Origin of the sequence: Martinezella rhizogenes, from assembly GCF_007002745.1 — a bacterium.
GTDB classification, from domain to species: Bacteria; Pseudomonadota; Alphaproteobacteria; order Rhizobiales; family Rhizobiaceae; genus Agrobacterium; species Agrobacterium cucumeris.
This window is the reverse complement of the sequence record NZ_SGNY01000003.1, coordinates 376,715-390,619: the sequence shown is the minus strand read 5'-3', so window position 1 is coordinate 390,619 and position 13,905 is coordinate 376,715. Positions and strand designations below refer to the sequence as shown.

General features: G+C 58.7%; 20 protein-coding genes, 1 tRNA gene and 1 riboswitch. Of the genes, 16 read left to right on the top strand and 5 right to left on the bottom strand.

Translation table 11 applies throughout. The features are described from left to right. The first annotated feature begins 2 nt into the window (after positions 1–2). The 14 genes from EXN68_RS12050 to EXN68_RS11985 are packed head-to-tail and all read left to right on the top strand — an operon-like array spanning position 3 to position 6,880. On the top strand, positions 3–194 hold the full coding sequence (locus tag EXN68_RS12050) for a hypothetical protein (protein WP_142841002.1): 192 nt from the start codon (positions 3–5) through the stop codon (positions 192–194). A 55-nt stretch (positions 195–249) separates the two neighbouring features. Next, entirely contained in the window at positions 250–480 is a 231-nt protein-coding gene (locus tag EXN68_RS12045) for a hypothetical protein (protein WP_142841001.1), read from the top strand. Positions 481–538: 58 nt separating this feature from the next. After that, positions 539–721 (top strand): hypothetical protein, encoded by a 183-nt coding sequence (locus EXN68_RS12040; protein ID WP_142841000.1) that lies wholly within the window; start codon positions 539–541, stop codon positions 719–721. A gap of 30 nt (positions 722–751) precedes the next feature. After that, positions 752–1,084: a hypothetical protein gene (locus tag EXN68_RS12035; protein WP_037089328.1), complete on the top strand. Its 333-nt coding sequence runs from the start codon at positions 752–754 to the stop codon at positions 1,082–1,084. Between the two features lie 59 nt (positions 1,085–1,143). Beyond that, on the top strand, positions 1,144–2,049 hold the full coding sequence (locus EXN68_RS12030; RefSeq protein WP_142840999.1) for a YfdQ family protein: 906 nt from the start codon (positions 1,144–1,146) through the stop codon (positions 2,047–2,049). A gap of 59 nt (positions 2,050–2,108) precedes the next feature. Next, positions 2,109–3,101 (top strand): phage Gp37/Gp68 family protein, encoded by a 993-nt coding sequence (locus EXN68_RS12025; RefSeq protein ID WP_142840998.1) that lies wholly within the window; start codon positions 2,109–2,111, stop codon positions 3,099–3,101. Then, positions 3,098–3,547 carry an ASCH domain-containing protein gene (locus EXN68_RS12020; protein ID WP_142840997.1) on the top strand — a complete coding sequence of 150 codons (450 nt, stop codon included), beginning with the start codon at positions 3,098–3,100 and terminating at the stop codon, positions 3,545–3,547. The genes EXN68_RS12025 and EXN68_RS12020 overlap by 4 nt, the downstream gene beginning before the upstream one ends. Next, entirely contained in the window at positions 3,544–4,029 is a 486-nt protein-coding gene (locus EXN68_RS12015; RefSeq protein WP_142840996.1) for a hypothetical protein, read from the top strand. Before EXN68_RS12020 ends, EXN68_RS12015 begins: the two co-directional genes overlap by 4 nt. Next, on the top strand, positions 4,026–4,637 hold the full coding sequence (locus EXN68_RS12010) for a hypothetical protein (protein WP_142840995.1): 612 nt from the start codon (positions 4,026–4,028) through the stop codon (positions 4,635–4,637). The genes EXN68_RS12015 and EXN68_RS12010 overlap by 4 nt, the downstream gene beginning before the upstream one ends. Further along, entirely contained in the window at positions 4,630–4,857 is a 228-nt protein-coding gene (locus tag EXN68_RS12005; RefSeq protein WP_142840994.1) for a hypothetical protein, read from the top strand. The genes EXN68_RS12010 and EXN68_RS12005 overlap by 8 nt, the downstream gene beginning before the upstream one ends. Beyond that, positions 4,858–5,394: a hypothetical protein gene (locus EXN68_RS12000; protein WP_142840993.1), complete on the top strand. Its 537-nt coding sequence runs from the start codon at positions 4,858–4,860 to the stop codon at positions 5,392–5,394. After that, positions 5,391–5,648, top strand: coding sequence for a hypothetical protein (locus EXN68_RS11995; protein ID WP_142840992.1), 258 nt, complete (start codon positions 5,391–5,393; stop codon positions 5,646–5,648). Before EXN68_RS12000 ends, EXN68_RS11995 begins: the two co-directional genes overlap by 4 nt. Next, on the top strand, positions 5,641–5,871 hold the full coding sequence (locus EXN68_RS11990; protein WP_142840991.1) for a hypothetical protein: 231 nt from the start codon (positions 5,641–5,643) through the stop codon (positions 5,869–5,871). Before EXN68_RS11995 ends, EXN68_RS11990 begins: the two co-directional genes overlap by 8 nt. Further along, a complete protein-coding gene (locus EXN68_RS11985) occupies positions 5,858–6,880 on the top strand; it encodes a tyrosine-type recombinase/integrase (RefSeq protein ID WP_142840990.1) in 1,023 nt (340 codons plus the stop codon). Before EXN68_RS11990 ends, EXN68_RS11985 begins: the two co-directional genes overlap by 14 nt. 72 nt (positions 6,881–6,952) lie before the next feature. On the opposite strand, the gene EXN68_RS11980 is transcribed toward EXN68_RS11985, so the two are convergent. Together EXN68_RS11980 and EXN68_RS11975 are read right to left on the bottom strand one after the other, a co-directional pair. After that, positions 6,953–7,026, bottom strand: a tRNA-Gly gene (locus tag EXN68_RS11980). 57 nt (positions 7,027–7,083) lie between these two features. After that, a complete protein-coding gene (locus tag EXN68_RS11975; RefSeq protein WP_142840989.1) occupies positions 7,084–8,181 on the bottom strand; it encodes a 2'-deoxycytidine 5'-triphosphate deaminase in 1,098 nt (365 codons plus the stop codon). Between the two features lie 73 nt (positions 8,182–8,254). Further along, positions 8,255–8,333: riboswitch (SAM riboswitch) on the top strand. A gap of 43 nt (positions 8,334–8,376) precedes the next feature. Here EXN68_RS11975 and EXN68_RS11970 point away from each other — a divergent pair. Further along, on the top strand, positions 8,377–9,561 hold the full coding sequence (locus EXN68_RS11970; RefSeq protein WP_052820249.1) for an O-succinylhomoserine sulfhydrylase: 1,185 nt from the start codon (positions 8,377–8,379) through the stop codon (positions 9,559–9,561). 238 nt (positions 9,562–9,799) lie between these two features. Further along, positions 9,800–10,192 carry a Co2+/Mg2+ efflux protein ApaG gene (gene apaG, locus EXN68_RS11965; RefSeq protein WP_142840988.1) on the top strand — a complete coding sequence of 131 codons (393 nt, stop codon included), beginning with the start codon at positions 9,800–9,802 and terminating at the stop codon, positions 10,190–10,192. A gap of 51 nt (positions 10,193–10,243) precedes the next feature. On the opposite strand, the gene EXN68_RS11960 is transcribed toward apaG, so the two are convergent. The 3 genes from EXN68_RS11960 to EXN68_RS11950 form a co-directional block, all read right to left on the bottom strand. Further along, complete coding sequence (locus EXN68_RS11960) at positions 10,244–11,233, bottom strand: Hsp33 family molecular chaperone (protein ID WP_142840987.1); 990 nt, start codon at positions 11,231–11,233, stop codon at positions 10,244–10,246. Positions 11,234–11,477: 244 nt separating this feature from the next. Then, positions 11,478–12,395, bottom strand: a complete 918-nt coding sequence (gene argF / locus EXN68_RS11955; protein WP_046799462.1) for an ornithine carbamoyltransferase — start codon at positions 12,393–12,395, stop codon at positions 11,478–11,480. A 55-nt stretch (positions 12,396–12,450) separates the two neighbouring features. After that, positions 12,451–13,650: an aspartate aminotransferase family protein gene (locus tag EXN68_RS11950; RefSeq protein WP_142840986.1), complete on the bottom strand. Its 1,200-nt coding sequence runs from the start codon at positions 13,648–13,650 to the stop codon at positions 12,451–12,453. Positions 13,651–13,905 lie beyond the last annotated feature (255 nt).

Below are 13,905 nucleotides of genomic sequence, written 5' to 3'. Positions count from 1 at the left end.
GAATGCGCATCAATACCGCGAATGACACCGAACTGGCGCAGGCGATGGCGGAGGCCATCCAGCGCGTGGGCGAAGGCTGCACGAAAGCCGACCTTCGCGAATGGTTCACCGCTGATGAAATCCACCGCTGCGGCGATGCTGCCATTGCCCGCTTTCATGACATGCGCGTTCGCGATGCGCGTGCTGCGGCCTGATGCCGTTCGGCGATGGCCTTCGGGCCATCATCCAACAGCATCAACGGAGACAGACATGAACAAGGAACGCCGCAAGGAAATCGCTCGCGCCGCCGCAATGATCGATGAGGCCAAAGCCATATTGGAAACCTGCCGCGACGAAGAGCAGGAATATTACGACAACATGCCGGAATCTTTTCAGGACGGCGAAAAAGGCAGCACGGCCCAAGAGGCAATTGACGCGCTTGAGGAAGCCGTTTCCAGTCTCGAAGACATTACCGCCAACATCGGCGATTTCACGGCCTAGTCATCCGCTCCGGTTTCCGCCTCACGCGAGGCGGTTTCCCGAACGGATGGAGACAGCCTTGATCCAGATTTCACCCATGATCCCGACAGATCGCCCGCAGCAGGTAACGCCAGCCTATGGCCGGTTCTTTCTGGCCTGCATTTGCGCCGTCCTCATCCTCGCCATCATCGGCGGCGCGGCGCTTTGCGCCACCAGCCTCGCCGAGATCAAGCGCCACCACGTCGCCGCCGGGCGCGCGTGACCTTCCTCCAAACCACAAGGAACCATCTGCATGAAGAAAATTCGCGATGCCTCCACCATCATCGGCATGCTGGAAAACGGCCAGCTTAACCCTGCCTTTTCCGCCGAGATCGGCCAAACGCTGGAAAAGCTTTCGGACATGTCCGAAGCCAATCCCATGCAGTCTTTCAAGGGTTCAGTGACCCTGAAACTGTCCCTGTCCGTCAAGGATGGCATGGTGACGATTGCCGCCGATATGGAATCCAAAACCCCGAAGCTGCCGCGCAAGAATTCGGTCTTTTGGGTTGTCGAAGACGGCGCGCTTTCGACCGAGCATCCCCGCCAGCACGACATGTTTTCGCCGCGCGAAGTCTCCGCAGGCTGATTTCCCAACCTTAGCAACCGCGCCCGGCCAGTGACCGGCGCACCAACAGAGGAACCGAAATGGACCAACTCACCCAAACCGCCGTCGCCGAAATCGCAAAGCTCGCGGCGCAGACCAATGCCGCGATTGTGCAGGTTCCGGCACCTGCCGACTCCAAGGGCATTCCCCCGACCGTTCCGGCGCTGCTGGACCCGACCAGTGGCAAGCTGTCTGACGTGTCGGCGGTCTTTGCGCCATGGCGCACCCGCCCCGAGCGCAAGCAGGGCACCGCCAATGTTGAAACGTTGGATTCCTTCGTCAAGCTGGTCGAGCGTCACAAGACGGACAACAGCGTGATCTTTGCCGTGACGGACTGGCGTACCCCCGCCTTCACCGCCGTTATCGACTACCACGGCAACGACCCGGACAACGGCAAGCACCGTGTCCACTATGCGTTCCCGCTTTCCGAAGAGTGGAAAGCTTGGCAGGGAATCCATGGCAAAGCGCTGACGCAAAACGAGTTTGCGGAATTCATCGAAGACCATATCGCCGAACTGGCCTCGCCGGACTCTGACGAGGTGAAAGACCTCGAATTGCTGTTCCGGGCCAAGATTGCCTACCCGAATGAACTGGTAGTGCTCTCGCAGGGCTTGCAGATCAACGCGGAAACCCGCGTTAAGACGGCCCTGAAACTGCAAACGGGCGAAAGCCAGATCGTTTTCGAGGAAGACCACAAGAACGCCAACGGCGACCCCATCACCGTGCCGGGCGTCTTCGTCCTCAATATCGCGCCGTTCTTCCAGGGTGAAAGCATCCGCCTGCCCGTGCGCCTGCGCTACCGCCTTCGTGAAGGCACCCTTTCGTGGACCTGCATGCTTTACCGGCCCGACATCCACATCACGAAGGCCGTCAACTTCGCCTTGCACGAAACCGCCGCAGAACTTGGCCTGCCGAAGTTCGCGGGCAAGCCGGAAATGTCGGCCTGATTTCACCCGGAGCGCGGGCGGTCGCCGCCCGCCTCTATCCAGCCAGAGAGAACCCAACCATGTCCGACAATACAAAAATCGAGTGGACCGACGCCACTTGGAACCCGATCACGGGTTGCGCTGTAGTCTCTCCGGGCTGCACCAACTGTTACGCGATGAAACTCGCAGGAACCCGGCTGAAAAATCACAGAAGCCGGGAAGGACTTACGGTTGAAACGAAGTCCGGGCCCGTTTGGAACGGCAAGGTGCGTCTTAATGCGGATTGGATGGAACAGCCGTTGCGCTGGAGCCGTCCGCGAATGATCTTCGTTTGCGCCCACGGAGACCTTTTTGCCGAAGGCGTGCCGGACGAGTGGATTGACATGGTTTTTGCCGTCATGGCGAGCGCCCCGCAGCACACGTTTCAGGTCTTGACCAAGAGGCCGGAGCGGATGCGCGACTACTTGTTTGCACGCCGACACCTGCCGTTTCCTAATATCTGGCTTGGCACATCCGCCGAGGACCAGACCCGTTATTCTGCGCGCTGGCCGTTCATGGAAGATATTGCCGAACGTGGCTGGATGGTTTGGGTTTCTGCCGAACCGCTGTTAGGCCCGCTTCACCTGCTCGCTACGCCGCTTCGGAAAGTCGGCCCCGATGGCAAAGTACACCTTGCACGCCCTCCTATGTGGGTCGTGGCAGGGGGAGAAAGCGGACCGGGCGCACGTCCGATGCATCCCGAATGGATACGCGCCTTGCGCGACCAGTGCCAAATCCATCGCATTCCGTTTCTGTTCAAACAGTGGGGCGCATGGAAGCCCGTGCCTTGGAAGCTTGAGCGGATCGAAACCGAAACTGATGCGGAATATATCGAGCGGTCCGAAAAAGAATGCTCCACGCACGCACTTTCCCGCACGGGATATTTGATCGAGCTTGATCACAAGCCATGGAGTTGGGCGCGCGTGCTACCGCAGCCGGACACCCACCACGCCGTTAAACTCGTAGGCAAGACGGCGGCAGGCCGCTTGCTGGACGGCGTTGAACACAACGCGTTCCCGGGGGGGCGAGCATGACGCCCGAACAGCTTTCCGTTCTCGCCGCCCTGCCGCAACTGGCGCTGTCGATCCGACAGCCGTGGGTCCACTGCATTTTCGAACTCGGCAAGCCGGTCGAAAACCGGACGTGGGCGACGAAGTATCGCGGGCCGGTCTGCATCCACGCCGCCAAGGGGATGACAGCAGGCGAGTGGCTTGACGGTCTTTACGTCGCCCGTAGTGCGCTGCATCCCGAAGGCCAAACCGGACTTATCTTTCCGGGCCGAAAAGACGAACGCCGCCTGCCACGCGGCGGCATCGTCGGAACCATCGATATCGCAGATTGCGTCACGCGCCACGAAAGCCCGTGGTTCTTCGGCCCCTACGGTTTCGTGCTTGCCAATCCCAAACCCTGCGAATTTATCCCAGTCAAAGGCGCGCTTGGCTTTTTCGACTGGCGGAAAAACCTTGAGGCCACCCCATGACAGACATCATCAAAGCAGCGAAGAAGCTTATTGATTGCGTCGAATTCGACATGAACGGCGCGGGCGGCAAGGGAGGTAACGGCGGCTTGCTGTCCGACACCACCTTGCGCGCCGCCCACGATCTGCGGGTTATCATCAGTCGCGAGGCGTATAGCCCTGCCGTGCAGGCCATCGCCGCCGAACGTCGCCGCCAGATCGAAAAGGAAGGATGGTTTCCGGAGCACGACGACACCCACGTAAATGGAGAACTGGCGCAGGCAGCAGCCGCTTACACCCTTGGACTCTACGCGGTGACCGGCGCTGTTCAATCCGGCAAAAAATTTCTCCCATGGGCGAAAACACTCTGGCCATGGGATTTGAAGTGGTGGAAGCCGAAAGACCGCGAACACGATCTGGTGAAGGCTGGCGCGCTTATCGTCGCCGAACTTGAACGGCTGTACCGCGCGGCAGAATCCGCCAAGCGGACAGGCGGTGCAGCATGAGCAAGGCCATCAGCCGCGCCCTTTTGGGCAAGATCGTGGACGATGTTTTCGGCGGCGCTATCGAAGATTCCAGCGTGATCGAGGAAATCTATGCAGTCATCAAGCGTGAGGAAGCCGCGATCGGCAACGCCGATCCGGTGGCTTGGCTGCGACATGGCGAAGAAACCTTTGTCCAGAATGTGCCGTTTGGCGCGATGTGGATTAGCAATAAGGACGATCCGCGCGCTTTCCCGGTATACGACCGTCCGGAAGACCTCTCGCCATCTATGACTGTGAAGGCTTTGGACGATCTGACATTGCCTATTGCTGGAACGCTCTTTGTTGCGCGAGGTGCGGCATCCGCGAGAGCATATCAGGAAATCGTTGCGGACGGAGACGGCTATTTCAATCTAGCGAAGATTGATGATGTAGCGAAGGCGCTAGAGCCGTTCCGCTCCGCCCTCTCCGCACAGGTGCAGGACGTGGTGGGGACCTCAGCAGCCGACCAGATCATAGGCCAGATAGAGGAAATTTTCCCGAACTGGCCGAAGTATCGCGATCTGGTTGATTGCATCATATGCGAGCTTCACGAACTTCGCCAACGCGCGGAGGGCCAGAACAATGGCTGATAAGGTCATCTACATGCGACCCGGCGAAACGCTTGAAATTCGCCATATCCTGCATGACGACTTCGAGCGCAACGCTAAAAGCTGGCAGGCTCAACCGCGCCCGGAAAAGGACCTGATCAAGATCAACGGGCCTCATTCGATCACGCCAGCTACCCCTTTGCTCGAATGCAAACACTGGAAAACATGGTCCGCAGCATCCGCAAAGCAGGAGGGCAAATAGATGGCCGAAGTTACCGGACCCATCTCCAGCTTGCCCGGCAGGTCGCATGCGGTTCCCGAAGGTATGACTTGCGATCAACACCCGGATAGGCCCGCCGTCGCTCGCATTCAGGGCGAAACGGATTCCTTCGGCTGCGAAATGATCGACATGTGCCAGGAATGTTCTGACGATTACCGGGCATACATGAAATCAGACGAAGCCAAAGAGGACCGCAAAGGAAATTGCGAGTGGTGCGGGCAGTTTGCGGACGATCTGCGGGAAGCCCGAGACTATGAGGAAGGCATGTCCGGGCGGGTTTACCGGGTCTGCGGCGCTTGCATTCGACGCGTCAACGAAGAAGCTGCCGCAGAACTCGACTACCTTGACGACCTCGATTTTCCCGAACCCGACGACGACTATTGCGGGAGGTGCTGCGAAGAAGGCGATCTGCACGGGTGCGGCGGGGTGTGGCACGGCTATTGCACCTGCGAAACCGGCCTTCGTCTTAAGGGAGAAGCCGAAGCGCGCTATCGCGCCAAGTCGGAGGTTCGCAAATGAAAAAGGCGACCGCCGAGGACAAGGCAAACGTTCTGCGTTTCTGTTTCGTTGCGCTTACCGCTTTCAGCGAAAACACCCTTAGCCCAACTCAAAAGCGATGGGCGCGAGAACGTGCGGAGAATTGCCTTTGGGCGCTAAGGATTGCCGAATTTAAGACTGACCGGGCGACCTACACGGCTCGCGAGCTTGAAGGAGCCATGACCACTATCGACCTTAAAGCCACCACGCTTTTGACGGAGGCCGGAAATGGCTGACCTCGCCCCGACCCCAAAGAAGAAAAACCGCCGTCCGACGCTTCGAATTCGCGACGTAAACGCCACGCTTGAAGCGCTCAAAAAGAACGGCATGACCCCGACCGCGTTGGACACATTGCCAGACGGTACATTTCGATGGCATTTTACGCCACCGGCACAGAACGACGAAGACGATCTGGACCGCGAGCTTGCGGAGTTTGATAAGAAGCATGGTTACAGTTGAGCTAAAGGGCATCCACACCGTAAAGGCCAAGGGCAGTGTTTACTATTACGCTTGGCGCGGTGGCCCAAGGCTCGATGGCCAGCCCGGAACGGCGGCATTCATGGCATCCTACAACGAAGCCATCGCCAGCCGCATGGAACCCGAAAGCGGACGCTTCCGCTCAATCATCACCCACTACAAGGCAACCGAGTTCAAGAAGCTCGCCGATTCCACGAAACGCGTCTGGTCGCCGTGGATTGATCGCATTTCCGAATATTTTGGCAATTTGAGCATTGCGCAGTTCAATCGCGCGGACAAAATCCGCCCCCGCATTCGCCAATGGCGCGGGCAATATAGCGAGACACCGCGCGCGGCAGACACAGGCATGCAGGTTCTCTCCCGCATCCTATCCCATGGCGTAGACCCTATGGGAAAGCTGAGCGCTAATCCAGCCGAAGGCATCAAGCATCTTTATAGTTCCGACCGCTCCGAAATCATCTGGACGGACGCAGACATTGCGCAGGTCAAAGCCGGATGCTCTGACGAGGTGAAATGGGTTATTGACCTTGCCGCCCACACAGGCTTGCGCGTCAGCGATCTACTGAAACTGTCATGGTCGCATGTCGGCCCCGATGCCATCATCATTTCGACCGGCAAGAGCAAGCACAAGCGCGAGGCGATCATACCGCGCTACGATGCATTGAATGAAATTCTTGATCGCATTCCAAAGCGCTCGCCCGTCATCCTCACCAGCTCCAAAAAGAAGCCGTGGAAGCCGAGCGGACTGAATACGATGTTCTGGCGCGCGAAAGAAAAGACGAACATGCTTGAGCGCGATTTGCACTTCCACGACCTGCGAGGGACCGCCGCTACAAAATTCTATATCGCGGGCCTGTCGGTCCGCGTGATCGCCGAAATCATGGCGTGGGAGGAAGAGACGGTTGAGAAAATTATTCGCCGTTACGTGGGCCGAAATTCCGCCACGAAAGAAATGATCCGGCAGTTAAACGAGGCCAGAACGCGAACATAACTTGTAAAACTGGCTGTAAAACTGGCCTGTTTTTCGAGGGCAAAAAACGGCGGAAAGCCCTGAGAAATAAGGTGGAGCGGGTGAAGGGAATCGAACCCTCGTATTCAGCTTGGGAAGCTGCTGCTCTACCATTGAGCTACACCCGCACCGTAAGACAAGACATCGGACAGTTCGCAACGGGTGTCAAGCACCCGGTACGCTCATTATCCCGCCCGGAAATGTTTGGAGAGTTTCAGGCCCTGGGCCTGATAATTGGAGCCGAGGCCCGTGCCGTAGAGGCCTTCCGGTTTCTGCAGCATGTGCTCGTAAACCAGCCGGCCGACGATCTGGCCGTGTTCGAGGATGAAGGGTACCTCGTGGCTGCGCACTTCCAGCACGGCGCGGCTGCCGGTGCCTCCGGCCTGTGCGTGGCCGAAGCCGGGGTCGAAGAAGCCGGCGTAGTGCACACGGAATTCGCCGACCAGCGGGTCGAAGGGCGTCATTTCGGCGGCGTAAAGCGGCGGCACGTGCACGGCTTCGCGTGAAACGAGAATATAAAACTCATCGGGATCAAGGATCAGTTCGGCGCGTCCGCGGGCAAAAAGCGGTTCCCAGAAATCGAGGACGTCGTGCTGGGCCTTCTTGTCGACATCCACCACGGCCGTGTGATGCTTGCCGCGATAACCGATCAGCCCGTTATCGCCGAAACCCTTCAGGTCGATAGAGAGCGCGATGCCGCCGCCCGTCACGTTGGGGGTTTCGCTGGCGACCAGCGTTTCCGTTTCGTGCAGCTTCAGAAGCTCGCTTTCGTTGAGCAGCGAATGGCCGATGCGGAAACGGATCTGCGACAGGCGCGAGCCGCGGCGCACCACCACCGGGAAGGTACGCGGGCTGATTTCCAGATAAAGCGGGCCGGCATATCCCGCCGGAATCTTGTCGAATTCCTGCGCATTGTCGGTCATCACGCGGGTAAAGATATCAAGACGACCGGTCGAGCTTTTGGGATTGGCCGAAGCAGACATCTCCGCCGGCAGCTCCAGGCTTTCCATCAGCGGGACGATATAAACGCAACCGGTTTCCAGCACGGCGCCCTCAGAGAGATCGACTTCGTGCAGGCTGAAGCGATTGAGCTTGTCGATGACGCGGGTTCCGGGGCCGGGCATGAAGCTGGCACGAACGCGATAGGCTTTTGAGCCCAGCCGCAAATCGAGGCTGGCGGGCTGCACCTGGTCAACATCGGGCTCGGCCTCGCTTTTCAGCTTGCCGCCCGCAAACAGCGCCCGGATAGCGCCATCCGCCAAAATGCCCGTGGTTCTCGTCATGGTCATCATTCCTTTTTACGGCGACAAAACCAAAAGGAAAGCATTGACGCAAGCCGATAACGGCAGTATGGCAAGCTTATCCCGTGGTGATTTGGCCGGTCGGCTTGCAGCCACGTTAAACAAGTGGCTAAAAAGACCGGGTGCTTGGAACCGGTCTGCTTTTGCGGCCGGTTTTTTTGTTTTGAAGGTGATCACATGAGCAATAAATGGCGCCCGGCAACCCAGCTCGTTCACGGCGGTACGCTACGCTCCCCCTATGGTGAGACGTCTGAAGCGATCTATCTGACCCAGGGTTTCGTCTACGAAAACTCCGAAGCCGCCGAAGCGCGCTTCAAGGGCGAAACGGACGGGTTCATCTATGCCCGTTATGCCAGCCCGACCAATGACATGTTCGAAAAGCGCATGTGCCTGCTGGAAGGTGCTGAAGACGCCCGGGCGCTCGCCTCCGGCATGGCCGCCGTCACCGCCGCCATCATGTGCCAGTTGCGCGCCGGCGACCATATCGTTGCCGCACGCGCCCTTTTCGGCTCCTGCCGCTGGGTGGTTGAAACCCTAGCTCCGAAATACGGCATCGAATGCACGCTGATCGACGGGCGCGATCTCGGTAACTGGGAAAAGGCGATCCAGCCGAATACCAAGCTGTTCTTCCTTGAAAGCCCGACCAATCCGACACTTGAAGTGGTTGATATTGCCGGCGTGGCAAAGCTTGCCAACCAGATCGGCGCGAAGGTCGTGGTCGACAATGTGTTTGCGACGCCACTCTTCCAGAAGCCGCTCGAACTCGGCGCCCATATCGTGGTTTATTCGGCGACCAAACATATTGATGGTCAGGGCCGTTGCCTCGGCGGCGTTATCCTTTCCGACAAGAAGTGGATCGAGGAAGAGCTGCAGGATTATTTCCGCCACACGGGTCCGGCCATGTCGCCGTTCAACGCGTGGACGCTGCTGAAGGGCATCGAGACCCTGCCGTTGCGCGTCAAGCAGCAGACGGAAAATGCCGGCAAGATCGCCGATTTCCTCGCCGATAGCGGCAAGGTCGCCAAGGTCATCTATCCCGGCCGCGCCGATCACCCGCAGGCCGATATTATCGCGCGGCAGATGTCGGGCGGCTCGACGCTGGTGGCTTTCGAACTGAAGGGCGGCAAGGATGCGGCCTTCGCGCTGCAGAACGCGCTGGAGATCGTGAAGATTTCCAACAATCTGGGCGATGCCAAGAGCCTGATCACCCATCCCGGCACCACAACGCACAAGAACCTTTCCGATGAGGCGCGCGCCGAGCTGGGCATTTCCGGCGGAACTCTGCGTCTTTCCTGCGGTATCGAAGATACGGACGACCTGCTGGAGGATCTGGCGAAGGGGCTGGCAGCCGTTTCCGCCTGAGAATTCAATCCATAAGCACCATGGCCCTACCCTGCGTCGGGCCATGGCGCAGCCGACTCCGCAGAGGGCAAAATCCTGTAGCGGGCAACCAATATTTACCTTTATCGTTATCCCTAACGGTGGAAAACGGCGCAACAACAGGTGGCGCCCACCCGTCAAGCCGTTCATTTTCTTGACGATAGCCAGAGCCTATAGTGTAGGATAATGGCAACAGGCATAATATCGAGGTGTGGCGCGTATGTATCGTGCTCTGACAAGGGATATCGAGGTAACGGTCGATCCGTATTATCTCGAAGAACAATCCGACCCGGATGACGACCGTTACGTCTGGGGTTACAAAGTCGTGATCTCGAACAACTCTGATATGACGGTGACACTCGTCAACCGCTATTGGCATATCACCGATCAGAACGGCCAGGTGGATGAAGTCTATGGGCCGGGCGTCGTGGGTGAGCAACCGCACCTGAACCCCGGCGACAGCTATGAGTACTCCTCCGGCTGCCCGCTGGACACGCCTTCGGGCCTGATGTTCGGCCATTATGAAATGGAAACCGAAAGTGGCGAGGTGTTCAATGTCACCATTCCCGCCTTTTCGCTGGATTCACCCGGGCTTTTACGGGTGTTGAACTGAGGTGCACGAGCAATTGAAAAGCCGCGCCTTTTAACAGCGCGGCTTTTTTACTCAGACGTTTTCAAACTCGCTGATGTCGTAGCGATAGGTGGTGGAGCAGAATTCGCACGTCACCGCTATTGCGCCGTCTTCCTCACTCGCCTTGATCTCTTCAGCGGTGAAGCCGGACAGAACGCCCTTGATCTTGTCACGCGAACAGCTGCAACGATCAAAGATGACCTGCGGATCATAGATGCGCACGCCGCTCTCATGAAACAGCCGATACAGGAGACGTTCGACCGGCACCTGCGGGTCGGTCAATTCGTCGGTATCGACCGTATTCAGCAGCGTTACCGCCTCGGTCCAAGCATCGTCTTCCATCGTTTCGTGACCGCCTTCATCGCCATCACCACCGTGGAGATCGCGCATGCGCAGACGCTCCGGCGCCTGCGGCAGGAACTGGGCGATGACGCCGCCGGCACGCCAGCCATGGCGTGGCTTGCCTTCACCGTCACGGTCGAAGAACTCGGCAACGCCGAGGCGCACGCGAGTGGGAAGCTGTTCCGACTGCCGGAAATAAACCCCGGCGATTTCTTCCAGCGACGAGCCATCCAGCGGAACGATGCCCTGATAAGGCTGCATACCCATACCCTGATCGATCGTAAAAGCGAGAATGCCCGTGCCCAGCAATTGTTCGGGCGAGGTGGCGCCGGCAGCGATTGCCTCGGCCAGCCGCTCTTCGTCAAAACGGGCATAGGCGCGCATGCTCTCGGGCGCGGTGAAATCCGCTACCAAAAGGTCCACCGGGCCGTCACCCTTGGTCTGCACCGTAAGCTTGCCGGAAAACTTCAGGGATGTACCGATCAGCGCCGTCAGAACCGTCGCTTCCGCCAGCAGGCGGGCGACAACCGTGGGGTAGTCGTGCCGTTCGAGGATGGCGTTCAGCAGCGGCCCAACCTGCACGGCGCGGCCGCGCACATCCAGACCTTCGACCTGAAAGGGCACGACCTTGTCGTCGCCAGCAAGAACGAGATCATCGAGTTCAACCGTTACATCTGCCATATCATAACTCCCTGGCGCAGCCGTTGCGCCGCTACCGTCCAAAAGTCCGGCTTTTTGAATGTGCTTTTTCCGCTTGTCGCACAGAGATCCGGGAAGCGAAACCGCCTCCGGGGAAAATCGTGCAAATCTTGATGATGGCCCGCCAGCAAAAAACCGACGAGCCTCTTCGAAGTCCCACAGATGGTAATGTATGCGGCCAAGTTCAAGCACCTGGTCCGGCATCGATCAGAACCGGCAATGGTCGTCAGATGACGCCCATGCACCAGGCAATGACGGACTTCTGGGCGTGGAGCCGGTTTTCCGCCTCATCGAAGACCACCGATTGCGGCCCGTCGATAACGCCGTCCGTTACTTCCTCGCCGCGATGCGCCGGCAGGCAGTGCATGAACAGTGCGTCCTTATCGGCCTTGGCCATCAGCGCTTCATTCACCTGATAAGGCTGGAAGATGTTGTGGCCGCGCGCCTTGTGCTCCTGGTTCATCGATACCCAGGTGTCGGTAACGATACAATCTGCCCCGGCAACCGCCTTGTCGGCATCATGATAAAGCGCGATCTCGCCGCCATTATTGCGCGCCCAGTTCAGGAACTTGTCATGCGGCTCAGAGCCCATGGGCACCGCCATGTTCATGCGGTAACCGAAGCGGGCCGAGCCTTCAACGAAAGAGTGCAACACGTTATTGCCGTCCCCCGTCCAGGCGATTGTCTTGCCTTTCACCGGGCCACGATGTTCCTCAAACGTCAATATATCCGCCATGATCTGGCAGGGATGGGTGTCGTCGGTCAGGCCGTTGATAACAGGCACGGTTGCATGTTCGGCAAGCTCAAGCAGGCGCGAATGATCCGTGGTGCGGATCATGATGGCGTCAACATAACGCGACAGAACCTTGGCCGTATCACCGATGGTTTCCGCACGACCGAGCTGCATTTCCGTACCCGACAGGAACAGGGTCTCACCGCCGAGCTGGCGCATGCCGACATCGAAGGAAACGCGGGTTCGGGTGGACGGCTTTTCAAAGATCATCGCCAGCATCTTGCCGGCCAGCGGCTTCTCCGCCGTGCCGGCCTTGGTGGCAATCTTGCGCGCCCGCGCATCATCAAGAATCGTCCGCAAGTCCTCCGACCCAACGGCCGAAAGGTCTAGAAAATGTTTTGGTGAAGCCATTTCAAACTGTCCCATGCTCGCGAGCCTCCGGGAAGAGGCCCGCCCTTGATTGGTTTCAGGCGATTTTCGCCTGTTTCGCTGTCAGGGAGGCGGCAGCCGCTTCCACTCGCGCCAGCCCTTCGCGGGCCTCTTCCGCCGTGGTGACGAGCGGCGGCAGAAGACGGATGACGTTGTCACCTGCCGGCACGCCGAGCAGGTGCTCCGCGCGCATGGCCTGCAGCAGATCGCCCGAAGGAACCTTCGCCTTGATGCCCATCAGCAGGCCTTCGCCACGAATTTCTTCGATCACATCAGGATAACGATCCTTGAGCGACGCCAGACCCTGGCGGAAAACCAGTGCGACATCACGAACCTTTTCCAGAAAACCATCGGCCAGAACGACATCCAGCACGGCATTGCCAACCGCCATTGCCAGCGGATTGCCGCCATAGGTGGTGCCATGCACGCCGGCCGTCATGCCGGAGGCAGCATCCGCTGTCGCAAGGCAGGCACCAAGCGGGAAACCGCCGCCGATACCCTTGGCAACCGCCATGATGTCAGGCGCAACGCCGGTCTGCTCATAGGCAAACAGCTTGCCCGTGCGGCCGACACCTGTCTGAACCTCATCGAAAATCAGGAGCAGGCCGTGCTCATCGCACAATCCACGCAGGATTTGCAGGAATTCCTTGCTTGGCGCCCGAATACCGCCCTCGCCCTGAATAGGCTCGATCAAAAGTGCGGCCGTCTCGGCCGTGATGGCGGCCTTCAATGCATCGACATCAGCGAAAGGAACCTGGTCGAAACCTTCGACCTTGGGGCCGAAACCCTCGAGATATTTCTGCTGGCCGCCGGCAGCGATCGTCGCCAGCGTGCGGCCATGGAAGGCACCTTCGAACGTGACGATGCGGAACTTCTCCGGATGACCCTTTGAATAATGATAACGGCGCGCTGTCTTGATGGCGCATTCCAGCGCTTCAGCACCGGAATTGGTGAAGAACACCTTGTCTGCGAAGGTTGCTTCCGTCAGGCGCTTGGCGAGCTTTTCCTGTCCGGGCACTTCATAGAGGTTCGAGACGTGCCAGACCTTCTCGGCCTGCGTTTTGATTGCTTCCACAAGGTGCGGATGGGCGTGGCCCAGCGAGTTAACCGCAACACCGGCTGCAAAATCCAGATATCGTTCGCCGCTCTCCGTGAACAGCCAGACGCCTTCACCGCGCTCGAAGCGCAGCGGGGCTCTTGAAAACGTATCGAACAATGGCGCGGCGGCTTCGGCCATGGCTGTATCACTCCTTGCGCGGATGCGCTGTCATAAGGTTGTCAATAGGCTTGCGGGGTTATCCCTCGCCTGAAAATCAAAAATGCCGCCTCGCGGCGGCAGGGGCACTATTGTCACTTCGTTTGCCGATGTCAACAAAAGTCCGCGTTTCCCGGGCTTCTCAAGCACTAGTAGGCATCACCGAAAGAGGCCCAAGGTGTTGCCTTTCAGACTCAACTCGCCAGCAAGTTGGGGAAAACCGGAAAATCGATTCCA